The following is a 24033-nucleotide window of genomic DNA, read 5'->3' on the forward strand; positions in this document are numbered from 1 at the left end:
GGAGCAAGCACTGTGGGTCAGACGGTGGGAGCAAGGCTTGCCCGCGATGAAGGCGGCGCGGTCTCCGAGAAATCGAGGCGCCTGTTTCGCGAGCAAGCTTTGCTCCCACAGATGTGTTCTCACAGTTTTGTTCTCACAGGGCTTTGCGACCACAGTGCCAAGGCCTGCAGATCAGTCGAACTGCGCACGCATCCAGGCATGGTACTGCGCCACGCCGGTCTCGCCTTCGCGGGGTGCCCAGTGGGCCAGCTCGCCCTCGCCCACAGGCCGATAGGGGCCGGCCTTGCATTCGAACATCAGGCTATCGGCTTCCAGCACCACCAACCCGTGATACACGCCCGTTGGCAGGTCGACACCGAGGCAGTCGCCGCCGGCCTGCAGGATGCGTTTGTCCACCACCGCACCGCTTTCATCGAAGATCAACACCCCCAACCGGCCCTTGAGCACCAGCAGGGTTTCAGCCTTGTCGGCGCCCAGGTGACGGTGCGGCGGGATGTAGGTCGAAGGCTGCAAGCCCACCGCCATGCGATGGCAAGTTTCTTCCATTTGATGATAGTTGTGGTGCTGCCGGCCGCGAGGACTGGCCGCCGCTTTCCCGGCCAATTCGTCAAACAGCGCTTGATCCAGAAAGCTCGGCCCAGTCATGGCTTACATCCCTTTGACGGCGAAGATGCCGTTGGCGTTGCGCCAGTAGCCTTTGTAGTCCATGCCGTAGCCGAAGATGTAGCGGTCGACGCACGGCAGGCCGACGAAATCGGCTTTCAGGTCCGGACGCGCCTTGCGGTCGTGGTCCTTGTCGATCAGCACGGCGGTGTGCACGGCGCGGGCGCCGGCATGCCTGCAGAAGTCGATGATGGCGCCAAGGGTGTGACCTTCATCGAGGATGTCGTCGATGATCAGCACGTCACGGTCGATGAACGAGACTTCCGGCTTGGCTTTCCAGAACAGGTCGCCGCCGCTGGTTTCGTTGCGATAACGGGTGGCGTGCAGGTAGGACGCTTCAAGCGGGAAGTTCAGATACGTCAGCAGCTTGCCGGAGAAAATCAGCCCGCCGTTCATGACGCAGAAGACCACCGGATTGGAATCAGCCAGTTGCTCATTGATTTGCGCACCGACACGGGCGATGGCCGCTTCGACTTCGGCTTCGGTGTACAGGCAGTCAGCCTCTCGCATGATTTGACGGATATGCTCGAGATCAGCGGACATGGCGCTCTCCAAGGGAGGTTGAGGGGTGGGACGGGTTCGGAAAAGCGGGCAAAGGTACGCATCCCGCCCGGCCAGATCAAGCGTTTGTGGACTAACGTTCTGTATTGTCTATAGGACAACACCCTCGGATAGATTAATCTAGGCCGGTTTTTTTGCCCGCCGCCGGAGCCTTCCCCATGCCCATCCTCGAGATCCGCCATCCGCTGATCAGACATAAACTCGGCCTGATGCGCCGCGCCGACATCAGCACGAAGAACTTCCGTGAGCTCGCCCAGGAAGTCGGTGCCCTGCTCACCTACGAAGCCACCAAGGACCTGCCGCTGGAGTCTTATGACATCGACGGTTGGGCCGGCAAGGTCCAGGTCGAGAAAATCGCCGGCAAGAAGATCACCGTCGTGCCGATCCTGCGTGCCGGCATCGGCATGCTCGAAGGCGTGCTGAGCCTGATCCCAGGCGCCAAGGTCAGCGCCGTGGGCGTGGCACGCAACGAACAAACGCTGCAGGCCCACACCTACCTGGAAAAACTGGTGCCCGAAATCGACGAGCGCCTGGCCATGATCATCGACCCGATGCTCGCCACCGGCAGCTCCATGGTCGCCACCATCGACCTGCTGAAAAAAGCCGGTTGCCGGGACATCCGCGCCATGGTGCTGGTTGCCGCCCCCGAGGGTATCCAGGCCGTGCAGGACGCTCACCCTGACGTCACCATCTACACCGCGTCCATCGACCAGAAGCTCAACGAACACGGCTACATCATCCCAGGCCTGGGCGACGCCGGCGACAAGATCTTCGGCACCAAGCAGAAGGACGCTTGAGCATGCAGGATGAGTTCAACGATCCGCTCTGGCGCCAGGTACTGTCCGGCGCGCAGATGCTGTTCGTCGCCTTCGGCGCGCTGGTCCTGATGCCCTTGATCACCGGGCTGGACCCGAACGTGGCGCTGTTTACCGCCGGCCTGGGCACGATCCTGTTCCAGATCGTCACCGGGCGCCAGGTGCCGGTGTTCCTGGCGTCGAGCTTTGCCTTCATCACCCCGATCATCCTTGCCAAGGGCCAGTTCGGCCTGGCGGCGACCATGGGCGGTGTGATGGCGGCCGGTTTCGTCTACACCTTCCTCGGCCTGGCGGTGAAGATCAAGGGCACCGGCTTCATCGACCGCTTGTTGCCGCCTGTGGTCATCGGCCCGGTGATCATTTCCATTGGCCTGGCGATGGCGCCGATTGCCGCGAACATGGCAATGGGCAAGGCCGGCGACGGTACCGAGCTGATTCATTACCAGACGGCGATGATGATCTCGATGCCGGCCCTGCTCACCACACTGATCGTCGCGGTGTTCGGCAAAGGCATCTTCCGCCTGGTGCCGATCATTTCCGGCGTGCTGGTGGGGTTTGCCATGGCGTTTTTCTTCGGTGTCGTGGACACCGCGAAAATCGCCGCCGCCCCATGGTTCGCCCTGCCGAACTTCACCGCACCCGAGTTCAACTGGCAGGCGATCCTGTTCATCGTACCGGTGGCGTTGGCTCCAGCGATCGAGCACATCGGCGGCGTGATCGCGGTGGGCAGCGTGACCGGTCGCGACTACCTGAAGAAACCCGGCCTGCACCGCACCCTGCTCGGTGATGGCATTGCCACCACCGCCGCCGGCCTGTTCGGTGGCCCGCCCAACACTACCTACGCCGAAGTCACCGGCGCGGTGATGTTGACCAAGAACTACAACCCGAAAATCATGACCTGGGCAGCGATCTTCGCCATCAGCCTGGCGTTCATCGGCAAGTTCGGCGCGCTGCTGCAAAGCATCCCGGTGCCGGTGATGGGCGGGATCCTCTGCCTGTTGTTCGGTTCGATTGCGGCGGTGGGCATGAACACGCTGATCCGCCACAAGATCGATCTGGGCGAAGCACGCAACCTGGTGATCGTCTCGGTGACGCTGGTGTTCGGCATCGGTGGCGTGCTGGTGGGCACCGGCACTGGCCCGGATGACTTCGGTCTCAAGGGCATCGCGCTGTGCGCGGTGGTGGCGATTGGGCTGAACCTGTTACTGCCGGGCAATGATGGCTGGAAGCAGAGGAAGGCGGATGAGCCGCTGATTTAGCTGAAATGCTTGATCGTTCCCACGCTCCGCGTGGGAATGCAGCCAGGGACGCTCCGCGTCCCAAAGGCCGAACGCGGAGCGTCCGTAAAGACGTTCCCACGCAGAGCGTGGGAACGATCGAAGGGAACCTGCTCGCGATAAGGCCCTTGAACTTACAAAGCCAACGGCGCCCGCTCACACAGGCTGCTCAACGCCTTCGCCCACTGCGGCTCGTCGTTGAGACACGGCACCAGCACCAACTCCTCCCCGCCCGCCTCGCGGAACTGTTCGCGCCCGCGATCGCCGATCTCTTCCAGGGTCTCGATGCAGTCGGCAACGAACGCCGGGCACATCACCAGGACTTTCTTCACGCCACGCTTGGCCAATTCCTCCAGGCGCGCTTCGGTGTAGGGTTCGATCCACTTGGCGCGGCCGAGTCGGGACTGGAACGACACCGACCATTGCCCTTCCTTGAGCCCCATCTGCTGGGCGAACAGTTCGGCCGTGCGAATGCACTGGGCGCGGTAGCACGTCGCGATGACCTCCGGCGGTGCGTTCTTGCAGCAGTCGGCGTCCTTGAAGCAATGAAACCCCGTCGGGTCGAGCTTGGTCAGGTGCCGCTCCGGCAAACCGTGGAAACTCAGCAGCAGATGATCGTAATCCTGCATCAGGTAGGGCTTGGCGCTGGCAACCAGGGCGTCGAGGTATTCCGGCTGATCGTAGAAGGGCTGGAGAATCGAGAATTGCACGTCGAGTTTCTTTTCCCGCACGACCCGCTTGGCTTCCTCGATAACGGTGGTGACGGTGCTGTCGGCGAACTGCGGGTACAACGGCGCCAACGTGATCTTCTTGTGGCCCTGGCTCGCCAGACGCACCAGCTCCGATTCAATGGACGGCTCGCCATAACGCATCGCCAACGCCACCGGGCCCTGGGACCATTGGGCCGTCATGGCCTGTTGCAGTCGACGGCTGAGCACCACCAGCGGCGACCCCTCCTCCCACCAGATCGAGGCGTAGGCGTGGGCCGATTGTTCGGGACGCTTGATCAGGATCAGCGACACCAGCAACCGCCGCACCGGCCATGGCAGGTCGATGACGTAGGGATCCATCAGGAATTGATTGAGGTAACGGCGCACATCGGCCACCGAGGTGGAAGCAGGCGAACCCAGATTAACCAGAAGCAACGCGTGATCGGTCATGCAACGTCCTATTTCAAAGTCGGCTGGACAAGTCGTCCAGGGCCGCAGGTAAATCGGTGAAGCGGAATGTAAAACCTGCCGCCTGCAATCGGGCCGGCATGGCGCGCTGGCCGCCCAGCAAGAGCAATGACAATTCGCCCAGCATGAGTTTCAGCGCAAGCTCAGGCATCGGCACCACGGCGGGCCGATGCAACACGTGGCCCAGGGCCTTGGCGAAATCGCTATTGCGCACCGGGTTCGGCGCGCAGGCATTATAAGGACCGCTCGCCTCGTCCTGGTGCAGAAGAAAATCAATCAGGGCGATTTGATCGTCCACATGAATCCACGGCATCCACTGCCGACCATTACCGATACGCCCGCCCAGCGCCAGCTTGAACGGCAGCAACAGCCGCGACAAAAGGCCGCCCTCAGCGGACAGGACCAGGCCGGTGCGCACCAGCACCACGCGCAAACCCATGGCTTCGGCGCGCTGCGCGGTTTCTTCCCAGGCGATGCACAACTGGCTGGCGAAATCCTCGCTGACCGGTCCAGACGCCTCGGTCAACTCGCGTTCGCCGCCGTCGCCATACCAGCCCACCGCAGAACCGGAAATCAACACCCGCGGCTTTTGCTCGCAGCGCTCCAGCCACGCCAGTAATACCTCCGTGAGGGTGATGCGGCTGCTCCACAACAACATCTTGCGCTTGTGCGTCCAGGGCCGGTCGCCAATCGGTGCACCGGCGAGGTTCACCACCGCGTCCACCGGCTCGCGAATGTCGTCGAGCCTGGCGACTCCGCGCACCTGCGCCCCACAAATATTCGCCACCTCTTCGGGGCGACGACTCCAGACCGTCAAGCGATGTCCCTGCGCCAACCAGAGGCGGCAGAGTTGACGTCCGATCAAACCAGTACCGCCGGTCAGCAATATGTGCATGAGTTGTTCCTCTCATCGCGTTTTACCCAGCCCGCTAGTCTATTTTTATAAGCAGGGATTTTCCGTATCGGACAGGGTCTGTGTTTAACAATAGGACACCCTGTCCAAACGCGAACGGTAAAACTTATACCAAAAACCCGAATTGTACAGGTTTAAACGACGGCGTAGTCTGTACAGAAAAGGTAAACGAGGCCCTCATGACTGTACCTATCGCAATCATCGGCACCGGCATCGCCGGACTTTCAGCCGCCCAGGCCCTGACGGAGGCCGGGCACATCGTGCAACTCTTCGATAAAAGCCATGGCAGCGGCGGACGCATGTCCAGCAAACGCAGCGACGCGGGCGCGCTGGACATGGGCGCGCAATATTTCACCGCCCGCGATCGCCGCTTCGTTACGGAAGTCCAGCGCTGGCAAGCCAACGGCTGGGCCCAGGAATGGAATCCGCAACTGTATAACTTCCAGGGCGGGCAACTGAGTCCTTCGCCGGACGAGCAGACCCGCTGGGTCGGCACGCCACGCATGAGCGCCATCACCCGGGCCTTGCTAGGCAAGCTGCAAGTGCAGTTTTCCTGCCGGATCACCGAGGTGTTTCGCGGCCAGGAACACTGGCATCTGCAAGACGCGGAAGGTTTCACCCACGGTCCGTTCGGCCAAGTGGTGATTGCCACCCCGGCGCCCCAGGCCACGACGCTGCTGGCGGCTGTGCCGAAGCTGGCCGGTGTGGCGGCAGGGGTTAAGATGGACCCGACCTGGGCGGTGGCCCTGGCCTTCGAAACACCCCTGGACACACCCATGGAAGGCTGCTTCGTGCAGGACAGCCCGCTCGACTGGCTGGCCCGTAATCGCAGCAAACCAGGACGAGACAGCAAGCTCGACACCTGGGTGCTGCACGCTACCAGTGACTGGAGCCGGCAGCACATCGACCTGTCCAAGGAAGCGGTGATCGAGCACCTGCACGGAGCCTTCGCCGAACTGCTGCACAGCGCGATGCCTGCGCCGAGCTTCAGCGTCGCCCACCGCTGGCTCTACGCCCGCCCCGCCGGTAGCCACGAATGGGGCGCCCTGGCCGATGCCGACCTGGGTCTGTATGTGTGTGGTGACTGGTGCCTGTCTGGCCGGGTCGAAGGTGCCTGGCTCAGCGGCCAGGAAGCTGCACGTCGGTTGCACGACAGTCTGCAATAAATCGCGTCACCCTGCATGGCCCGCTGCTGTCGGAAAAGACAGCAGCTCCCCTCTTTGTAAAAAATCATCCCCCGCAATGCCAACCAGTTTGGGAAACCCTTGTGGGAGCGAGCCTGCTCGCGATGAAGACGGCACAGTCAGAAGAGACGCCAACTGATCCACCGCTATCGCGAGCAGGCTCGCTCCCACAGGACGTATGGCGCTTGACTTGTACAACTTCGCACCTATGATGAAATATATTGTACAAAAATATCGTCCTGTACAAGATTATGTCATCCGAGGTCGTCCATGCCCAACGAAGCCATCGCCAAGCCAAAAATTGCCATCAGCGCCTGCCTCATGGGTGCCGAAGTACGCTTCAACGGCGGCCACAAACAATCGCCGTTGTGCAGTCGTACCCTGATCGATTACTTCGATTTCGTACCGGTATGTCCCGAAGTCGCCATCGGCCTGGGCATCCCACGAGAACCCATCCGGCTGGTGGGCGACCCCGATCAGCCCGAGGCAATGGGTACGGTGGATCGTGAACTCAACGTGACACGGCAGCTGGCCGACTACGGGCAACAGATGGCCACGGAACTGGATGACATCTGCGGCTACATCTTCATGCAGAAATCACCGTCATGCGGCCTGGAACGGGTCAAGGTCTACGGCCACAACGGCGTCCCCCAGGACGGTGGCGGCCGGGGTATCTATGCCCAGGCCTTCTGCGAGGGGCACCCTGACCTGCCGGTGGAAGAAGACGGGCGCCTCAACGACCCGGTGTTGCGGGAGAACTTCCTCACCCGGGTGTTCGCCTACGCCCAATGGCAGTCCTTGCGTCGCCAGGGCCTGACCCGCCGCAGCCTTATCGACTTCCACTCGCGCTACAAATATTTGCTGATGGCCCACAACCCGGTGCAATACAAAGCCTTGGGCAATTGGCTGGGCAACATGGCCAAGGCCGACCCCGAGGAGCTGGGCCGACATTACTTCAGCGCTCTGATGGCCGCCCTGAAAAAATGCGCCACCCGCCGCACCCACACCAATGTACTGCAGCACCTGAGCGGTTACCTCAAGCGCGCCATTGACGCGCAGGACAAACAGGAAGTGCAACACCTCATCGGGCAGTACCGCCTCGGCATCGTGCCGCTGGTGGTGCCGTTGACCTTGCTCAAGCATCACTTGCGCCTGCACCCCGATCCGTACCTGGCGCAGCAGGTCTACCTGCAACCGCATCCGGAAAACCTCAGCCTGCGAAATGCCATCTGATGAAACCTGAAACCGATTCCAGTGCCCGCGAAGACCTCGGCGCCGATTTCGCCGAGGCCTTGGCCCAGGGCTGGCTGCCGATCCGTGAAGTCGCCCGGCAAACCGGCGTCAACGCGGTCACGCTGCGCGCGTGGGAGCGCCGCTACGGCTTGATCGTGCCGCATCGCACGCCCAAGGGGCATCGACTGTTCAATGCCGAGCATGTGCAAAGGATCCAGGCCATCCTCACCTGGATCAATCGCGGGATGGCGGTGAGCAAGATCAAGCCATTGCTCGACACACCGCGCCCGCCTGCCGAACCGGTGGAAAACGACTGGCAGCGTCAGCGCCGTGCCCTGGTGCTGGCGGTGACGCAACTGGCCGAACGGCAGATCGATGACCTGATCAACCAGGCCATGGCCCTCTACCCGCCCTGGACCGTGTGCGAGCAACTGTTGTTGCCGTTGCTGGCCGAGTTGCAATTGCGCTGGCAAGGCCAGTTCGGTGCGCAACTGGAGCGGGTCTTCCTGTGTTCCTGGCTGCGCAGCAAATTCGGCAGCCGGGTCTATCACAACAACCGCCAGTTGCGCGGCGCGCCGTTGCTGCTGGTCAACCATTCGGACCAGGCCCTGGAACCGCAACTGTGGCTCACCGCCTGGCTCGCCAGCAGCGCCGACTGCCCGGTGGAAGTGTTCGACGGGCCAATACCCGCAGGCGAACTGGCCCTGGCAGTCGAGCGCCTCCAGGCGCGCGGCATGCTGCTGTACTCCAGCAACGCGATCAACCTGTCTCAACTGCCCCGACTGCTGGGCGGCATCGACTGCCCGATCATCATTGCCGGCCCGGCCGCGTCGATTCACCACGCCCGGTTATCCACAGGCGTGGCGATGATCGACGTGTCCTGGGCCGAAGACCCGCTATCGGCCTACCGCGAACTGGGCCGCAGAGAACTTCTTTAGATGGACAACAGCATGCAACTGATCTGGCTGCGCAGCGACCTGCGCCTGCACGACAATACTGCCCTGGCGGCAGCCGCAGCCCAAGGGCCCTGCGTGGCGGTGTACCTGATGAGCCCGGAACAATGGCGCGCCCATGACGACGCACCGTGCAAGGTCGACTTCTGGCTGCGCAACCTCGCCTCGTTGAGTGCGGACCTGGAAAAACTGAATATCCCGTTGCTGATTCGCACCGCGCCCCACTGGGATCAGGCAGCTCAGGTATTGCTGACGCTGTGCCGGGAACTCAAGGTCGGCGTCGTTCACGTCAACGAGGAATATGGCCTGAATGAAACCCGGCGCGACGCCGAAGTCGCGCGAACCCTGGGGGACCGAGGTATCGAGTTCCACAGCCACCTCGATCAACTGCTGTTCAAGCCCGGCAGCGTGCTGACCAAGACCGGCAATTACTTCCAGGTGTTCAGCCAGTTCCGCAAGGCTTGCTATAACCGCCTGCACGTTTCACTGCCAGGCCTGGTCGCCACGCCGGGCGAGCAAGCACCCACTGGCATCGCCAGCGACCCGGTGCCGTCCCACGTCGAAGGTTTTGCCCCACCCGCCCAAGCCCTACGCAGCCTGTGGCCGGCCGGAGAAAACGAAGCCCGACGGCGCCTGGACACATTTGTCGATCAACAGATCGACTATTACCAAAGCGAACGGGATTTCCCGGCCAAATCCGGTACCAGCCAACTGTCGCCTTACCTGGCGGCCGGCGTGGTTTCGCCGCGCCAGTGCCTGCACGCTGCGCTGCAAGCCAACCAGGGCGAGTTCGAAAGTGGCAGCGTTGGCGCAGTCACCTGGATCAATGAACTGCTGTGGCGCGAATTCTATAAACACATTCTGGTGGGTTTTCCACGTGTGTCCCGGCATCGTGCGTTCCGCCCGGAAACCGAAGCGCTGGCCTGGCGCAACGCCCCGGAAGAACTGGCGGCCTGGAAGCAGGCTCGCACCGGCCTGCCAATTATCGACGCGGCCATGCGCCAACTGCTGGAGACCGGCTGGATGCACAACCGCTTGAGAATGGTGGTTGCCATGTTCCTGACCAAGAACCTGCTGATCGACTGGCGCGAAGGCGAACGTTTTTTCATGCAGCACCTGATCGACGGCGACCTGGCAGCCAACAACGGTGGCTGGCAGTGGAGCGCCTCCACCGGCACGGACGCCTCGCCCTGGTTCCGGATCTTCAACCCGCTGAGCCAATCGGAGAAATTCGATCGTGAGGGCCTGTTCATCAAACGCTGGCTACCGCAACTGAACGATCTCGACAAGCAACAGGTCCATAATCCAAACCCCCAGGGCGGGCTGTTTGACGCAGTAGACTACCCCGCGCCGATGGTTGACCTTGGCCAATCCCGCGCGCGGGCCCTGGCGGCGTTCAGGGATCTGCCGAAAAGACCGGACGCTGCCGCAGAGCCCTTGGACGATCAGCGAACATTAAATTATTGATAAAGTCGGTGCCGTTTTAAGCCTTGGGCTTATAGTCTTAAAATTTTCACGGACTTCCGCGCCATGGCACCTGGCACGCCGCCCTTCAAAGGAGTATGGAATGGGTCGAAAATCGCCCCTTCGTTATTGGTTGACCGGTGCCGGCAACGGCGTTGGCGCGGCGCTGGCGCAAGCGTTACTCGAAACCGGCGCCTGGGTGGCGGTAAGCACCTGTTCGGCTCAAACGTGCGAAGCGCTTTCGACGCGTTATCCGGGACAAGTGCTGCCAGCGCCTGGCAACCTGAGCGACAGCCAGACCGTGCGCGAGATCGGCGAGTTCATCGCCCAACGGTGGGGCGGCCTCGATCGGGTGATCCTCAACGCGGGAACCGCTGAGTACGTCTGCGGGCAGCCGCCGGAAGAGGCCATGATCGAGCACATCGTGCGCAGCAATCTGCTCGCCGCCAGTTTCTGTATCGAAACGGCCCGCCCATTGCTGGGTGCTGGCACCGACGCGCACCTGGTGGGTATCGCCAGCCCGGTGACTTACCTGACATCCCTGCAAGCCACCGGCGGCAGATCGTTGCGCGAGCTGTTCGACGCCGCTCGCCATGAGCTGGCAGCCGAAGGCATCGACGTAACGTTGGTCACCCCCGGCATCGACAGCACCTCACTGAACCTGGACGATTGCTTCCCCAAACCCGCTCATTGGTCGGCAGACGACGCAGCGGCCTACATCCTCGGGCAATTGACCGAACGTCCTGATGCAGTGACCCTTTCAGTCTCTTGCGTGACGGCGCTATGGCCGCTATCGCAGGCCGAGGCGCAAGCGGCTCCAGGCGACCCGACGAACCGTACCGATCAGGGGTAAACCCTGAACCGCCCCGTTGCTTTACACTAGGCGCCATGAAAACCATCCCCCTCCATGACATCGCCACGCCCGCCGTCACTTGCTCGACGTGCGCGGCATGCTGTTGCCAATTGGAAGTGATGCTGATTACCGACACCGGCGTTCCGGAGCGCTTTATCGACACCGACGATTGGGGCGGGGAAGTCATGCTGCGGCTCGACGACGGTTGGTGCGCAGCCCTGGATCGCGACAGCATGATGTGCACGATCTACGAAAAACGCCCGCTGATCTGTCGCGAGTTCGAGATGGGGGCACCGGAATGCATTGAAGAGCGCAAGGGGATTGCGACGGCGTATCGGTAGAACACTTCACTGTGGGAGCGAGCCTGCTCGCGAAAGCGGTGCATCAGGCACTGCGATGCCGGTTGATACATTGCTTCGCGAGCAGGCTCGCTCCCACAGGTTTACAGGTATTACAGCGGCATCGTGTAGTGCAGCGCGTAGCTTTCCACACCGTCGTTGGTCGACTTGATACCGGCGTTGGAGTAATGCGTGGCGCGGATGCCCACTTCATGTCCGCCATTGAAGCGCAGGCCGAAACCGATGCGGTCTTCGAACTGGAACGCCGTGCCCAGCTTGTTGGTTTCCACTTCGGTGTTGGCAAACAACGCCACGCCCACACCCGCCTCAACGTAAGGCTTCACGTTCTGGCCGGCGAATTCATACACGAAGACTGGCGAAAACGACAGGCTGTGGTTGCTCGATTTCTCGTCCCCGTCCCAGTAGGTGTAGGCACCGCTCCAGTAGCCGGTCAGGCGGCCGACGTCGCTCTGCAACCAACTCTTGTCCCAATCAAACTGCATGCCCAGGCGATAGGTCATGGTCGAGTCGCTGGTCTGGCCGATCCCAAACTCCACGCCCGCCGCCTGTGCGGTGTAAGTATGCCCCAGTAATGCAGCCGCAAAGGCGGCAAAGCAGAATAAGCGCTTCATGAGAAACATCCTTTTCCGAACAGATTTAGTTAGTTTTTTGTTACACACAGACAGGGCTATAGAAATCCGCGTTGAATCAGAAGTTCAGCGCAATTCACAAAATTTTCACGTTTTCCTACAGACCGAAGCTTCGCACAACGCCAGACGATTGCCATAGCGTTGGTAGGATTTTTCCTAAATGTATCGGGTCAGCGCTACTCCAGAATTGGGTTTCGCTGGCGGGGCCCTCGGCCAGCAACGCCCGTTCGGCTAATAGACGCTGGAGCTGCCGGGCGACGGCGGCGCCGGTATCGATCAGGCTGATGTGCGCCGGAATCATCGGGTGGAGCAGCGGCTTGAGGAAGGGATAGTGCGTGCAGCCCAGGATCAACGTGTCGCAACCGGCGGCAAGCAAGGGTTCGACGTAGTGCTGCAGCAACTGGCGCAAGGCCGGGCTGTGCAGGTCGCCGGCCTCGATCATTTCCACCAGCCCCGGGCATGGCTGGGTGATTACCCGCACGTCGGTGGCAAAACGGTCGAGCAAGGCGGCGAACTTGGCGCTTTGCAAGGTGCCGGTGGTGGCCAACACACCGACAATGCCGCTGCGGGTGGCAGCGGCCGCCGGCTTGACCGCCGGTTCCATGCCGACGATGGGCCAGAGCGGAAAATCGCGGCGCAGGTCGGCCACGGCGGCGACCGTTGCGGTATTGCATGCGACCACCAAGGCCTTGGCACCTTGCCCCTGGAGAAAGTCAGCAATGATCGCGCAGCGCTGTCGGATGTATTCCGGGGTTTTCTCCCCGTAGGGAATATGCCCACAGTCGCCGACGTACAACAGCGACTCATTGGGCAGCAGCCGACGGATTTCTCCCAGCACCGAGAGCCCGCCGACACCGGAGTCGAGCACACCGATCGGCGCTTCACTCATGGCGGTTACCGCAGACGCTGCACCCCGGGTCGCGCTTGACTCGCAACTCTCGGAAACGCGAGCCCAGGGCATCGATCAACAGCAGTCGCCCCACCAGCGGCTCACCAAAACCCACCAACAGTTTCAAGGCTTCGAGGGCTTGCAGGCTGCCCACCAGCCCTACCAGCGGGCCCAGCACGCCGGCTTCGCTGCAGGTCAGCTCGGCTTCGCTGCCATGACCGTAGAGGCAGTGATAGCAAGGGCTCTCGGCTCGTCGTGGATCGAACACCGACAACTGCCCTTCCAGGCGAATCGCTGCACCGCTCACCAGCGGTTTGCCTGCCGCGATACAGGCGGCGTTCACCGCCTCGCGGGTGGAAAAATTGTCGGAGCAATCCAACACCACGTCCGCATTCGCGACCGCAGCGGTCAGGCTGTCCTCGTCCATGGCCGTCGGGTACGGCACCAACAGGACCTCGGGGTTGATCGCGGTCAGGCGACGCATCGCCGAATCGACCTTGCTCAGACCAACGCTGTCGGTGTCGTGAATGACCTGGCGTTGCAGGTTGGTCAGGTCAACCGTGTCGAAGTCCGCCAGGTGCAACTCGCCGACGCCTGCGGCCGCCAGGTACAACGCCACCGGGGCGCCGAGACCGCCAAGGCCGACGATCAGCACGCGGCTTTGCTTGAGGCGCAACTGGCCGTCGATGTCGACGTGTTGCAGCAGAATCTGCCGGCTGTAGCGCAACAGCTCCTCGTCGTTCAGCACGGCAGGCACCCCAGGCTGATGCGTTCATGGCCGCCCAGGTCCTTGCGGCTGTGGACCTCGACGAAGCCTCGGGCCTGCAACAGATCCCGCACCGCCTCGGCCTGATCGTAACCGTGCTCGAGCATCAGCCAGCCGCCCGCTTCAAGATGAGCGGGAGCCTGGGCAATGATTTCGCGCAAGTCATCGAGCCCGTCCTGGCCGGCAATCAACGCACTGGCCGGTTCGAACCGCACGTCACCTTCGGCCAGGTGCGGATCGGTCGCGGCGATGTACGGCGGGTTGCTGATGATCAATTCGAAGCGCTCACCGTCCAGGGCGCTGAACCAATGGCTGCTCAACACCGTGACGTTGCGCAAACCCAGGCGCTGGCGATTGCGTTCGGCCAGGGCCACGGCCTCCAGCACACGGTCGACCGCCGTGGTCTTCCAGGCCGGACGCTCGCTGGCCAATGCCAGGGCAATCGCACCGCTGCCGGTGCCGAGATCGAGGACCCGGGCCGGCGTGGCCGGCAACAGGGCCAGCGCGGTTTCTACCAGCAGCTCGGTGTCGGGACGCGGAATCAGCGTATGGGGTGCGACTTCCAGGTCGAGTTTCCAGAAGCCCTGCTGCCCCAGGATATAGGCCACCGGCTCGCCGGAACGACGGCGCCGCAGGTATTCGGAGAATAGCAATGCCGCTTCGCTCGGCACGATCCGCTCGGGCCAGGTGTGCAGGAAGCTGCGGGGTTTGCCCAGCGCAGCCGCCAGCAGCAACTCGACGTCCAGGCGTGGCGTGGGCGAATCCGGCAGCTCGGCGGCGCGTAACAGGCTGGCGATGATGGTCATTTGGTCACCTGTGCTTACTCGCCAATCGCCGCCAACTGGTCGGCCTGGTACTCGGCCAGCAACGGCTCGATGACCGCATCGACACCGCCGGCAAGAATCTCATCAAGGGAATACAGGGTCAGGTTGACGCGGTGGTCGGTGACCCGGCCCTGGGCGAAGTTGTAGGTACGGATCCGCTCGGAACGGTCGCCCGAACCCACCAGCAGCTTTCGCTCGCTGGCGATGGCGTTGGCGGCGGCGCTGGTTTGCTGGTCGTTGAGCTTGGCCGATAACCAGGCCATGGCCCGCGCGCGGTTCTTGTGCTGGGAACGCTCTTCCTGGCATTCGACCACGATGCCCGAGGGCAAGTGGGTGATACGGATCGCCGAGTCGGTCTTGTTCACGTGCTGGCCGCCCGCGCCGGAGGAGCGGTAGGTGTCGACCCGCAAATCGGCCGGGTTGATTTCGATGGCCTCCTGCTCGTCCGGCTCGGGCAATACCGCCACGGTGCAGGCCGAGGTGTGGATGCGACCCTGGGATTCGGTGGCCGGCACGCGCTGCACACGGTGGGCGCCGGACTCGAATTTCAGCTTGCCATAGACGTTGTCGCCTTCGACCCGGGCGATGACCTCCTTGTAGCCGCCGTGTTCGCCTTCGTTCTCCGACAGGATCTCCACGCGCCAGCCGCGTCGCTCGGCGTAGCGCGAATACATGCGGAACAGGTCGCCGGAAAAAATAGCCGCTTCGTCACCGCCGGTGCCGGCGCGGATTTCCAGGAAGACGTTACGCCCGTCGTTGGGGTCCTTGGGCAGCAACATGCGTTGCAGGCTGCTTTCCAGTTCGACCAATTGCTCCTTGGCCTCGCGGACTTCCTCCACGGCCATTTCGCGCATGTCCGGGTCGCTGTCCTTGAGCAGCGCCTGGGCCCCTTCGAGATCGTCCTGCACTTTGAGCAACTGTTTATAAGTGGCGACAATCGGCTCGACCTCCGCGTACTCCTTGGAATAGGTGCGGAATTTGTTCTGGTCGCTAATGACTTCGCCATCGCCGAGCAAGGCGGTCAATTCTTCGAAACGGTCCTGGAGGATGTCCAGCTTATTGAGCAGTGACGCTTTCATTGCGGTTTTTTATCCGAAAAGCTATCCGGTGAACCCTCACCGAGGGCAAAGAGTTCCTGGGCCATGGCCAGCGCATCGAGACGGCCCTCGGCGGTCAGCTTCTTGAGCTGGACACTGGGGGCGTGGAGCAATTTGTTGGTCAGGCCCCGTGCCAGCTGCACCAGCACTTCTTCAGCGCTGCCGCCGTTGGCCAGCAGGCGCTGGGCCTTTTGCAGTTCTTCGTCGCGCAGGCGTTCGCTCTGCTGACGATAGGCCTTGAGCACATCCACCGCCGCCAGCTCGCGCAGGCGCACCATGAAGTCGTCGGCGCCGACGGTGATCATTTCTTCCGCCGCCTGGGCCGCGCCCTGCCGGCTCTTGAGGTTCTCGGCGACCACTTCGTGCAGGTCATCGACGCTGTAGAGATAGACGTCGTCCAGCTCGCCGACTTCCGCCTCGATGTCCCGGGGAACGGCAATGTCCACCATGAAGATCGGCTTGTGCTTGCGCAGCTTCAGGGCGCTTTCCACCGCGCCCTTGCCCAGGATCGGCAACTGGCTGGCGGTGGAACTGATGACGATGTCGCTGTGCACCAGCTCGGCCGGAATATCCGACAGCAGCACCGCGTGGGCGCCGAACTGTTCGGCCAGGGTACTGGCGCGCTCCAGGGTCCGGTTGGCAACGACGATGCGTTTGACACCCAGGTCGTGCAGATGGCGAGCGACCAGGGTGATGGTCTCGCCCGCGCCGATCAGCAGCGCCTGGCTGCGTTGCAAATCACTGAAAATCTGTTTCGCCAGGCTGACGGCGGCAAATGCCACCGACACCGGGTTCTCGCCGATGGCCGTGTCGGTGCGCACCTGTTTGGCGGCGTTGAAGGTGGCCTGGAACAGCCGGCCCAGCAGCGGCCCGACCGTGCCGGCCTCGCGGGCCACGGCGTAGGCCGACTTCATCTGGCCGAGGATCTGCGGCTCGCCCAGCACCAGCGAATCGAGGCCCGAGGCCACGCGCATCATGTGACGAACGGCCGCATCGTCTTCATGCACATAGGCACTGGCGCGCAGTTCTTCAAGGCTCAACTGGTGATAGTCGGCCAGCCAGCGCAGCACGGAATCGGCCGAAACGTGATCCCGTTCTATATAGAGCTCGCTGCGATTGCAGGTGGAGAGGATCGCAGCTTCGCGGCTGTCGGTGAGCCGGCAGAGCTGCTGCAGGGCCTCAACCAGTTGCTCAGGCGTAAAGGCCACGCGCTCGCGGACGTCTACTGAAGCAGTCTTGTGGTTGATACCAAGTGCAAGGAAGGCCATTCAAGGTCGCTGATGGTGACGTGAAGCCGGCAATTGTCCTACTTCGCCAGATCCAGAACAACCACTCGATCTCTATCGCCCGATGCTGGCGCGTAAATCGACGGGGCGGTTATGTTTGATCGAAGGCTTGTGTCATGATGATCCGACCGCAGGTTAGTCGTCCTCTTCCTATATGAATAGATCTTCCGCGTTGCTCCTCGCTCTTGCCCTGCTCAGTGGCTGCCAGTCCATGGCTCCCGTTTCGACAGACGGTACGCCGCCGGTCGAAGACAGCACGCAAGCCCCAGAAAAGCCCAAGGTCTACGGCTCGTTCAGCGAAGAAACCATCTTCAGCCTGTTGAGTGCCGAATTGGCAGGCCAGCGCAATCGCTTCGACATTGCGCTGGATAACTACGTGACCCAGGCCATCAATACCCAGGATCCCGGCATCTCCGAGCGGGCCTTCCGCATCGCCGAGTACCTGGGCGCCGACCAGCCCGCGCTGGACACCGCGCTGATCTGGGCCAGGAACGCCCCGGACGACCTGGAAGCGCAGCGCGCCGCCGCCGTGCAGCTGGCACGGGCCGGGCGCTACGACGACTCCATGATGTACATGGAGAAAGTCTTGCTGGGCAAGGGCGACACCCATTTCGACTTCCTGGCGCTGTCGGCGGCCGACACCGATCAGGAAACCCGCAATGGCCTGATGAAAAGTTTTGATCGCCTGCTGCAGCGTCACCCGAACAACAGCCAGCTGATTTTCGGCAAGGCCCTGCTGATGCAACAGGATGGCGACACCCAGGGCGCCCTCTCCCTGTTGGAAGACAACCCGCCGGAAGCCGGTGAAGTGGCGCCGATCCTGCTGCGCGCACGCCTGCTGCAAGGCTTGAACCGTGGCGACGAAGCCCTGCCGCTGCTGGAAAAAAGCATCAGGAAATACCCGGACGACAAACGCCTGCGCCTCACCTACGCCCGCATGCTGGTGGAGAACAACCGCATGGACGACGCCAAGGTGGAGTTCTCCAGCCTGGTCCAGCAGTACCCGGAAGACGACGACTTGCGTTATTCCCTGGCGCTGGTGTGCCTGGAAGCCAAGGCCTGGGATGAGGCCCGGGGCTACCTGGAAGACCTGATTGCCCGGGAAAGCCACGTCGACTCGGCCCACCTGAACCTGGGGCGCATCGCCGAGGAGCGCAACGACCCCGAAAGCGCCCTGATCGAGTATGCCCAGGTCGGCCCCGGCAACGACTACCTGCCGGCGCAGTTGCGCCAGGCCGACATCCTGATGGGCAACGGCAAGACCGCCGAGGCCCAGAGTCGCCTCGCCGTGCAGCGCGACAGCCAACCGGACTATGGCATCCAGCTGTACCTGATCGAAGCTGAAACCCTGTCGGCCAACCATCAGGGCGACAAGGCCTGGAATGTGCTGCAACAAGCCTTGAAGCAATACCCGGACGACCTGAACCTGCTGTACACCCGTGCAATGCAGGCGGAAAAACGCAATGACCTGGCCCAGATGGAGAAAGACCTGCGCCTGATCATCCAGCGCGATCCGGACAACGCCATGGCCCTCAACGCCCTCGGCTACACCTTGTCGGACCGCACCACCCGCTACGACGAAGCCAAGGTGCTGATCGAGCAGGCCCACCAGATCAACCCGGAAGACCCGGCAGTGCTCGACAGCCTTGGCTGGGTGAACTTCCGCCTGGGCCATCTCGACGAAGCCGAACGCCTGCTGCGCCAGGCCCTGGAGCGTTTTCCCGACCAGGAAGTCGCCGCGCACCTGGGCGAAGTCCTGTGGGCCAATGGCAAACAACGCGAGGCCCGGCAGATCTGGAGTCGCTTCCTCAAGGATCAGCCCGACAGCCCGATTCTGCGCGGCACCATCAAACGCCTGACCGGATCAGAGACCCTTTAAGATTATGTTTTTGCGCCATTTCATCGTCTTCAGCTTCATTGCCTTGCTCGCCGGCTGCGCGGGCTTCGGCGCCCGCGAATCCGTCCAGGGCCATGGCAACCCGGCCCAGTGGCGGGAGCACAAGGCACAACTGACCGGCCTGGACGGTTGGCAGATCGACGGCAAGATCGGCATACGCGCGCCGAAAGATTCGGGCAGTGGCACGCTGTTCTGGCTGCAACGCCAGGACTACTACGACATTCGCCTGTCGGGGCCGTTGGGCCGTGGTGCTGCACGCCTGACCGGCCGACCCGGCCAGGTTGCGCTGGAAGTTGCCAACCAGGGACGCTACGAGGCGTCCACCCCCGAAGCCTTGCTGGAAGAGCAATTGGGCTGGAAATTGCCCGTCTCCCACCTGACCTGGTGGGTCCGCGGGCTGCCCGCACCAGACAGCAAGAGCCGCCTGACCCTTGACGCCGACAGTCGCCTGTCCAACCTGGAACAGGACGACTGGCAGATCGAATACCTCAGCTACGCCCAGCAGAACGGCTACTGGTTGCCCGAGCGGATCAAACTGCACGGCAGCAATCTGGACGTCACGCTGGTGATCAAGCAATGGCAGCCGCGCAAGCTGGGGCAATGACATGACCGCTGCACGCCTGACCTTGCCCTCGCCGGCCAAGCTCAACCTGATGCTGCACATTCTGGGTCGTCGCCCCGACGGTTATCACGAATTGCAGACGATCTTTCAGTTCCTCGACTACGGCGATGAAATCACCTTTGCCGTGCGCGACGACGGCGTGATTCACCTGCACACCGAATTCGAGGGTGTTCCCCACGACAGCAACCTGATCGTCAAGGCCGCGAAAAAACTCCAGGCGCAATCCGGTTGCGCGCTGGGCATCGACATCTGGATCGAAAAAATCCTGCCCATGGGCGGCGGTATCGGCGGTGGCAGTTCGAACGCGGCGACAACGTTGCTCGGGCTCAATCACCTCTGGCAGCTGGGTTGGGACACCGACCAACTGGCGGCGCTGGGCCTGACGCTGGGGGCCGACGTACCGGTTTTCGTGCGTGGCCACGCCGCTTTTGCCGAGGGCGTCGGGGAAAAACTCACGCCGGTGGAACCCGAGGAATCCTGGTACTTGGTGCTGGTGCCGCAAGTATCTGTAAGTACAGCAGAAATTTTTTCAGATCCGCTGTTGACACGTAACTCTCCTCCCATTAAAGTGCGCCCCGTTCCCAAGGGAAACAGTCGAAATGACTGCTTACCGGTGGTAGCAAGGCGTTACCCAGATGTTCGTAACGCTTTGAATTTGCTAGGTAAATTTACCGAAGCAAAACTCACTGGAACTGGAAGTTGTGTGTTTGGGGGCTTCCCAAGCAAAGCTGAAGCTGATAAAGTCTCGGCCCTTCTGACAGAGACCCTTACAGGGTTTGTAGCAAAAGGAAGCAACGTTTCGATGTTGCATCGCAAGCTGCAAAATCTGCTCTAACAGGAATCGAGTGCTGGGCACTCGCAGCAACAGATACAGGGGCGTCGCCAAGCGGTAAGGCAGCAGGTTTTGATCCTGCCATGCGTTGGTTCGAATCCAGCCGCCCCTGCCATTTTCCTATACTCATCCAGGTATACCCTCAGCCTTCAGGTACTGCGCGTGTCCAAGATGATGGTCTTTACGGGGAACGCTAACCCCGATCTGGCTCGGCGTGTCGTACGTCAGCTGCATATCCCGCTCGGTGACATTTCTGTCGGTAAGTTCTCCGACGGCGAAATCACTGCCGAGATCAATGAAAACGTTCGCGGTAAAGACGTCTTCATTATTCAGCCGACCTGCGCTCCGACCAACGATAACCTGATGGAACTCGTCGTGATGGCTGATGCCTTCCGCCGCTCCTCGGCTACTCGTATCACTGCTGTTATTCCTTACTTTGGTTATGCCCGCCAGGATCGCCGTCCGCGTTCCGCACGTGTGGCGATCAGCGCGAAAGTCGTGGCTGATATGCTCACCGTCGTTGGCATCGACCGTGTTCTCACGGTTGACCTGCATGCTGACCAGATCCAGGGCTTCTTCGATATTCCCGTGGACAACATCTACGGCTCCCCGGTCCTGGTGGATGACATTGAAGATCAGCGCTTCGAAAACCTGATGATCGTGTCCCCGGACATCGGCGGCGTCGTGCGTGCACGGGCGGTGGCCAAATCCCTGGGCGTTGATCTGGGCATCATCGACAAGCGTCGTGAGAAAGCCAATCACTCCGAAGTGATGCATATCATCGGCGACGTCGAAGGGCGTACCTGTATTCTGGTTGACGACATGGTCGACACCGCCGGCACCCTGTGCCACGCGGCCAAGGCCTTGAAAGAGCATGGCGCTGCCAAGGTCTTCGCCTACTGCACACACCCTGTGCTGTCGGGTCGGGCAATCGAAAACATTGAGAATTCCGTGCTGGACGAACTGGTGGTGACCAACACCATCCCGTTGTCCGCTGCAGCACAAGCCTGTGCGCGTATCCGTCAACTGGATATCGCACCGGTGGTTGCCGAGGCGGTTCGCCGCATCAGCAATGAAGAATCGATCAGCGCGATGTTCCGCTAAGGGCCCTGCCCTGGCCATGACATCTCGTTGACGAAAAGCGCCCCGCCCCGGCATTCACTGTCGGGGCGGGGCTTTTTTGCCCATATCGCCTTTAGCGCTGGTCGCAAACGCTGGGGCGAATGTGGTTATTTTGGAGATACAACATGAACGATTTTACCCTGAATGCTGAAGTGCGTTCCGACCTGGGGAAAGGTGCGAGCCGCCGCCTGCGTCGTCTCGCAAGCCTGGTTCCAGCTGTAGTCTACGGTGGCGACAAAGCCCCTGAGTCCATCAGCATGCTGGCCAAAGAAGTCACCAAACTGCTCGAAAACGAAGCGGCCTACAGCCACATCATCGAGCTGAACGTAGGTGGCACCAAGCAGAACGTCGTGATCAAGGCCCTGCAACGTCACCCGGCCAAAGGCCACGTGATGCACGCTGACTTCGTTCGCGTGGTTGCCGGTCAGAAGCTGACTGCTGTTGTGCCAGTGCACTTCATCAACGAAGCAGCTCCGATCAAGAAAGGCGGCGAGATCTCGCACGTGACTTCGGAAATCGAAGTGTCCTGCCTGCCGAAAGACCTGCCTGAATTCATCGAAGTCGACCTGGCTAACGCCGAAATCGGCACGATCATTCACCTGTCCGACCTCAAGGCGCCTAAAGGCGTTGAGTTTGTTGCCCTGGCACACGGTGATGACAAGGCTGTTGCCAACGTCCACGCTCCACGTGTTGCTCCAGAAGCTACTGAAGAAGGCGCAGCAGAGTAATTTCACTCTGTTGCCGGAGTGACCGGAAACATCGCGGACTGGAACGTAGCGAGACAGCGGGCGAGAACGCGAAGTTTACTTAACGGTAGATCCGCACTGTTCATCCACTGTCGCTGCAGTCTGACCGCGACGTTACCCACACTCCAGGAAGGGCCCCTATCGTGACTGCCATCAAACTGATCGTTGGCTTGGGAAATCCAGGCGCTGAATACGAACAGACCCGGCATAACGCAGGGGCCCTTTTTGTTGAGCGCATCGCGCACGCACAAGGTGTCAACCTGGCGGCCGATCGCAAATATTTCGGCCTGACCGGGCGCTTCTCGCACCAGGGTCAGGATGTTCGCCTGTTGATCCCCACCACCTACATGAACCGCAGCGGCCAGGCCGTGGCGGCATTGGCCGGTTTCTTCCGCATCACGCCTGAAGAAATCCTGGTGGCCCACGACGAACTCGACCTGCCCCCGGGCGTTGCCAAGCTCAAGCAGGGCGGCGGCCATGGCGGTCACAACGGGTTGCGCGACATCATCGCGCAACTGGGTAACCAGAATACCTTTCACCGCCTGCGGCTCGGCATCGGCCACCCGGGCGTTGCCAGTATGGTTTCAAATTTTGTCCTGGGTCGTGCGCCTCGCGCCGAACAGGAAAAACTCGATGCCAGCATCGATTTTGCCCTCGGCGTGCTGCCGGATATCCTCGCCGGTGAATGGAACCGCGCGATGAAAAACCTGCACAGCCAGAAGGCCTGACACTTATCCGAGGGGAAACACCATGGGATTCAATTGCGGCATCGTCGGCCTGCCTAACGTCGGCAAGTCCACCCTGTTCAACGCCCTGACCAAATCCGGTATCGCGGCCGAGAACTTCCCCTTCTGCACCATCGAGCCGAACAGCGGCATCGTGCCGATGCCCGATCCGCGCCTGGAAGCACTGGCGGCGATCGTCAATCCCAAGCGCATCCTGCCGACCACCATGGAATTCGTCGACATCGCAGGCCTGGTGGCCGGCGCCTCGAAAGGCGAAGGCCTGGGCAACAAGTTCCTGGCCAACATCCGTGAGACCGACGCCATCGCCCACGTGGTGCGCTGCTTCGAAGACGAGAACGTGATTCACGTTTCCAACAGCGTCGACCCGAAACGCGACATCGAGATCATCGACCTGGAACTGATCTTCGCCGACCTCGACAGCTGCGAGAAGCAACTGCAGAAAGTCGCGCGCAATGCCAAGGGTGGCGACAAGGACGCCGTCGTCCAGAAAGGCCTGCTGGAGCAGTTGATCAGCCACTTCACCGAAGGCAAGCCGGCGCGCAGCCTGATGAAGAACATGAGCACCGACGAGAATCTGGTGATCAAGGGCTTCCACCTGCTGACCACCAAGCCGGTGATGTACATCGCCAACGTTGCCGAAGACGGTTTCGAGAACAACCCGCACCTGGACGTGGTCCGGGCCATCGCCGAAGAAGAAGGCGCCATGGTCGTGCCGGTCTGCAACAAGATCGAAGCGGAAATCGCCGAGCTGGACGACGGCGAAGAGAAAGACATGTTCCTCGAGGCCCTGGGCCTGGAAGAGCCTGGCCTGAACCGCGTGATCCGCGCCGGTTACGAGATGCTCCACCTGCAGACCTACTTCACCGCCGGTGTCGAAGAAGTCCGCGCCTGGACCGTACGCGTCGGCGCCACCGCCCCGCAAGCCGCCGGCGTGATCCACACCGACTTCGAAAAAGGCTTCATCCGCGCCGAAGTCATCGCCTACAACGACTTTATCCAGTTCAAGGGTGAAGCCGGTGCCAAGGAAGCCGGCAAATGGCGCCTGGAAGGCAAGGAATACATCGTCAAGGACGGCGACGTGATGCACTTCCGCTTCAACGTCTGAAGTAGGGGCATTAAAAAAG

The 24033-nt window shown here is 61.6% G+C and carries 25 protein-coding genes and 1 tRNA gene; 16 read left to right on the forward strand and 10 right to left on the reverse strand.

All coding sequences use genetic code 11. The features are described from left to right. Positions 1-171 precede the first annotated feature (171 nt). Entirely contained in the window at positions 172-645 is a 474-nt protein-coding gene (locus J7E36_RS16900; protein WP_215005024.1) for a WbuC family cupin fold metalloprotein, read from the reverse strand. A 3-nt stretch (positions 646-648) separates the two neighbouring features. Then, the gene (locus J7E36_RS16905) at positions 649-1206 is read right to left on the reverse strand and encodes a hypoxanthine-guanine phosphoribosyltransferase (RefSeq protein WP_215005027.1); all 558 of its coding nucleotides are present in this window, start codon (positions 1204-1206) and stop codon (positions 649-651) included. 176 nt (positions 1207-1382) lie between these two features. Here J7E36_RS16905 and upp point away from each other — a divergent pair, with 176 nt between their 5' ends. Together upp and J7E36_RS16915 are read left to right on the forward strand one after the other, a co-directional pair. Beyond that, positions 1383-2021 (forward strand): uracil phosphoribosyltransferase, encoded by a 639-nt coding sequence (gene upp / locus J7E36_RS16910; protein WP_215005030.1) that lies wholly within the window; start codon positions 1383-1385, stop codon positions 2019-2021. 2 nt (positions 2022-2023) lie between these two features. Next, a complete protein-coding gene (locus J7E36_RS16915; protein WP_215005033.1) occupies positions 2024-3298 on the forward strand; it encodes a uracil-xanthine permease family protein in 1275 nt (424 codons plus the stop codon). 152 nt (positions 3299-3450) lie between these two features. On the opposite strand, the gene hemH is transcribed toward J7E36_RS16915, so the two are convergent. Both hemH and J7E36_RS16925 read right to left on the reverse strand, forming a co-directional pair. After that, positions 3451-4476 carry a ferrochelatase gene (hemH, locus tag J7E36_RS16920; protein ID WP_215005036.1) on the reverse strand — a complete coding sequence of 342 codons (1026 nt, stop codon included), beginning with the start codon at positions 4474-4476 and terminating at the stop codon, positions 3451-3453. Positions 4477-4489: 13 nt separating this feature from the next. After that, complete coding sequence (locus tag J7E36_RS16925) at positions 4490-5389, reverse strand: TIGR01777 family oxidoreductase (RefSeq protein WP_215005039.1); 900 nt, start codon at positions 5387-5389, stop codon at positions 4490-4492. Positions 5390-5586: 197 nt separating this feature from the next. Here J7E36_RS16925 and J7E36_RS16930 point away from each other — a divergent pair, with 197 nt between their 5' ends. The 6 genes from J7E36_RS16930 (at position 5587) to J7E36_RS16955 (ending at position 11435) form a co-directional block, all read left to right on the forward strand. Next, positions 5587-6573, forward strand: coding sequence for an NAD(P)/FAD-dependent oxidoreductase (locus J7E36_RS16930; RefSeq protein ID WP_215005042.1), 987 nt, complete (start codon positions 5587-5589; stop codon positions 6571-6573). Positions 6574-6861: 288 nt separating this feature from the next. After that, complete coding sequence (locus tag J7E36_RS16935) at positions 6862-7824, forward strand: YbgA family protein (protein ID WP_215005045.1); 963 nt, start codon at positions 6862-6864, stop codon at positions 7822-7824. After that, the gene (locus tag J7E36_RS16940) at positions 7824-8762 is read left to right on the forward strand and encodes a MerR family transcriptional regulator (RefSeq protein ID WP_215005048.1); all 939 of its coding nucleotides are present in this window, start codon (positions 7824-7826) and stop codon (positions 8760-8762) included. The genes J7E36_RS16935 and J7E36_RS16940 overlap by 1 nt, the downstream gene beginning before the upstream one ends. A gap of 12 nt (positions 8763-8774) precedes the next feature. Then, positions 8775-10244, forward strand: coding sequence for a deoxyribodipyrimidine photo-lyase (gene phrB, locus J7E36_RS16945; RefSeq protein WP_215005051.1), 1470 nt, complete (start codon positions 8775-8777; stop codon positions 10242-10244). 100 nt (positions 10245-10344) lie between these two features. Continuing rightward, positions 10345-11094: an SDR family NAD(P)-dependent oxidoreductase gene (locus tag J7E36_RS16950; protein ID WP_215005054.1), complete on the forward strand. Its 750-nt coding sequence runs from the start codon at positions 10345-10347 to the stop codon at positions 11092-11094. Positions 11095-11129: 35 nt separating this feature from the next. Next, complete coding sequence (locus J7E36_RS16955; protein WP_215005057.1) at positions 11130-11435, forward strand: YkgJ family cysteine cluster protein; 306 nt, start codon at positions 11130-11132, stop codon at positions 11433-11435. A 110-nt stretch (positions 11436-11545) separates the two neighbouring features. Here J7E36_RS16955 and J7E36_RS16960 read toward each other — a convergent pair whose 3' ends face one another. The 6 genes from J7E36_RS16960 to hemA form a co-directional block, all read right to left on the reverse strand. Beyond that, positions 11546-12064, reverse strand: coding sequence for an acyloxyacyl hydrolase (locus J7E36_RS16960; RefSeq protein ID WP_215005060.1), 519 nt, complete (start codon positions 12062-12064; stop codon positions 11546-11548). Positions 12065-12179: 115 nt separating this feature from the next. Further along, positions 12180-12971: a glutamate racemase gene (gene murI, locus J7E36_RS16965; RefSeq protein ID WP_215005063.1), complete on the reverse strand. Its 792-nt coding sequence runs from the start codon at positions 12969-12971 to the stop codon at positions 12180-12182. Continuing rightward, positions 12964-13719 (reverse strand): molybdopterin-synthase adenylyltransferase MoeB, encoded by a 756-nt coding sequence (locus J7E36_RS16970; RefSeq protein ID WP_215005066.1) that lies wholly within the window; start codon positions 13717-13719, stop codon positions 12964-12966. Before J7E36_RS16970 ends, murI begins: the two co-directional genes overlap by 8 nt. Beyond that, positions 13713-14543, reverse strand: coding sequence for a peptide chain release factor N(5)-glutamine methyltransferase (gene prmC, locus J7E36_RS16975; protein WP_215005069.1), 831 nt, complete (start codon positions 14541-14543; stop codon positions 13713-13715). Before prmC ends, J7E36_RS16970 begins: the two co-directional genes overlap by 7 nt. Positions 14544-14557: 14 nt before the next feature. Beyond that, the gene (prfA, locus tag J7E36_RS16980) at positions 14558-15640 is read right to left on the reverse strand and encodes a peptide chain release factor 1 (protein ID WP_215005072.1); all 1083 of its coding nucleotides are present in this window, start codon (positions 15638-15640) and stop codon (positions 14558-14560) included. Further along, entirely contained in the window at positions 15637-16926 is a 1290-nt protein-coding gene (gene hemA / locus J7E36_RS16985) for a glutamyl-tRNA reductase (protein WP_215005075.1), read from the reverse strand. Before hemA ends, prfA begins: the two co-directional genes overlap by 4 nt. 172 nt (positions 16927-17098) lie before the next feature. Between hemA and J7E36_RS16990 the strand changes: the two genes are divergently transcribed. The 8 genes from J7E36_RS16990 (at position 17099) to ychF (ending at position 24014) form a co-directional block, all read left to right on the forward strand. Beyond that, on the forward strand, positions 17099-18823 hold the full coding sequence (locus J7E36_RS16990; RefSeq protein ID WP_215005078.1) for a tetratricopeptide repeat protein: 1725 nt from the start codon (positions 17099-17101) through the stop codon (positions 18821-18823). Between the two features lie 4 nt (positions 18824-18827). Further along, complete coding sequence (gene lolB / locus J7E36_RS16995) at positions 18828-19445, forward strand: lipoprotein insertase outer membrane protein LolB (protein WP_215005081.1); 618 nt, start codon at positions 18828-18830, stop codon at positions 19443-19445. Between the two features lies 1 nt (position 19446). Further along, positions 19447-20298, forward strand: a complete 852-nt coding sequence (gene ispE / locus J7E36_RS17000) for a 4-(cytidine 5'-diphospho)-2-C-methyl-D-erythritol kinase (RefSeq protein ID WP_215005084.1) — start codon at positions 19447-19449, stop codon at positions 20296-20298. 37 nt (positions 20299-20335) lie between these two features. Then, positions 20336-20410, forward strand: a tRNA-Gln gene (locus J7E36_RS17005). Positions 20411-20457: 47 nt separating this feature from the next. Beyond that, positions 20458-21399, forward strand: coding sequence for a ribose-phosphate pyrophosphokinase (locus J7E36_RS17010; protein WP_003171603.1), 942 nt, complete (start codon positions 20458-20460; stop codon positions 21397-21399). Between the two features lie 143 nt (positions 21400-21542). After that, entirely contained in the window at positions 21543-22145 is a 603-nt protein-coding gene (locus J7E36_RS17015; RefSeq protein WP_215005087.1) for a 50S ribosomal protein L25/general stress protein Ctc, read from the forward strand. A 161-nt stretch (positions 22146-22306) separates the two neighbouring features. Beyond that, positions 22307-22891 (forward strand): aminoacyl-tRNA hydrolase, encoded by a 585-nt coding sequence (gene pth / locus J7E36_RS17020; protein WP_215005090.1) that lies wholly within the window; start codon positions 22307-22309, stop codon positions 22889-22891. A 22-nt stretch (positions 22892-22913) separates the two neighbouring features. Next, the gene (gene ychF / locus J7E36_RS17025; RefSeq protein WP_215005093.1) at positions 22914-24014 is read left to right on the forward strand and encodes a redox-regulated ATPase YchF; all 1101 of its coding nucleotides are present in this window, start codon (positions 22914-22916) and stop codon (positions 24012-24014) included. Positions 24015-24033 lie beyond the last annotated feature (19 nt).

The sequence above is a fragment of the Pseudomonas fluorescens genome (assembly GCF_018614775.1).
GTDB lineage: Bacteria > Pseudomonadota > Gammaproteobacteria > Pseudomonadales > Pseudomonadaceae > Aquipseudomonas > Aquipseudomonas fluorescens_BY.

Bases quoted from the DNA above. Each gene is read 5' to 3' on its own strand.
- J7E36_RS16900 (WP_215005024.1), bottom strand. From the start codon at position 645: ATGACTGGGCCGAGCTTTCTGGATCAAGCGCTGTTTGACGAATTGGCC.
- J7E36_RS16905 (WP_215005027.1), bottom strand. From the start codon at position 1,206: ATGTCCGCTGATCTCGAGCATATCCGTCAAATCATGCGAGAGGCTGAC.
- upp (WP_215005030.1), top strand. From the start codon at position 1,383: ATGCCCATCCTCGAGATCCGCCATCCGCTGATCAGACATAAACTCGGC.
- J7E36_RS16915 (WP_215005033.1), top strand. From the start codon at position 2,024: ATGCAGGATGAGTTCAACGATCCGCTCTGGCGCCAGGTACTGTCCGGC.
- hemH (WP_215005036.1), bottom strand. From the start codon at position 4,476: ATGACCGATCACGCGTTGCTTCTGGTTAATCTGGGTTCGCCTGCTTCC.
- J7E36_RS16925 (WP_215005039.1), bottom strand. From the start codon at position 5,389: ATGCACATATTGCTGACCGGCGGTACTGGTTTGATCGGACGTCAACTC.
- J7E36_RS16930 (WP_215005042.1), top strand. From the start codon at position 5,587: ATGACTGTACCTATCGCAATCATCGGCACCGGCATCGCCGGACTTTCA.
- J7E36_RS16935 (WP_215005045.1), top strand. From the start codon at position 6,862: ATGCCCAACGAAGCCATCGCCAAGCCAAAAATTGCCATCAGCGCCTGC.
- J7E36_RS16940 (WP_215005048.1), top strand. From the start codon at position 7,824: ATGAAACCTGAAACCGATTCCAGTGCCCGCGAAGACCTCGGCGCCGAT.
- phrB (WP_215005051.1), top strand. From the start codon at position 8,775: ATGCAACTGATCTGGCTGCGCAGCGACCTGCGCCTGCACGACAATACT.
- J7E36_RS16950 (WP_215005054.1), top strand. From the start codon at position 10,345: ATGGGTCGAAAATCGCCCCTTCGTTATTGGTTGACCGGTGCCGGCAAC.
- J7E36_RS16955 (WP_215005057.1), top strand. From the start codon at position 11,130: ATGAAAACCATCCCCCTCCATGACATCGCCACGCCCGCCGTCACTTGC.
- J7E36_RS16960 (WP_215005060.1), bottom strand. From the start codon at position 12,064: ATGAAGCGCTTATTCTGCTTTGCCGCCTTTGCGGCTGCATTACTGGGG.
- murI (WP_215005063.1), bottom strand. From the start codon at position 12,971: ATGAGTGAAGCGCCGATCGGTGTGCTCGACTCCGGTGTCGGCGGGCTC.
- prmC (WP_215005069.1), bottom strand. From the start codon at position 14,543: ATGACCATCATCGCCAGCCTGTTACGCGCCGCCGAGCTGCCGGATTCG.
- prfA (WP_215005072.1), bottom strand. From the start codon at position 15,640: ATGAAAGCGTCACTGCTCAATAAGCTGGACATCCTCCAGGACCGTTTC.
- hemA (WP_215005075.1), bottom strand. From the start codon at position 16,926: ATGGCCTTCCTTGCACTTGGTATCAACCACAAGACTGCTTCAGTAGAC.
- J7E36_RS16990 (WP_215005078.1), top strand. From the start codon at position 17,099: ATGAATAGATCTTCCGCGTTGCTCCTCGCTCTTGCCCTGCTCAGTGGC.
- lolB (WP_215005081.1), top strand. From the start codon at position 18,828: ATGTTTTTGCGCCATTTCATCGTCTTCAGCTTCATTGCCTTGCTCGCC.
- ispE (WP_215005084.1), top strand. From the start codon at position 19,447: ATGACCGCTGCACGCCTGACCTTGCCCTCGCCGGCCAAGCTCAACCTG.
- J7E36_RS17015 (WP_215005087.1), top strand. From the start codon at position 21,543: ATGAACGATTTTACCCTGAATGCTGAAGTGCGTTCCGACCTGGGGAAA.
- ychF (WP_215005093.1), top strand. From the start codon at position 22,914: ATGGGATTCAATTGCGGCATCGTCGGCCTGCCTAACGTCGGCAAGTCC.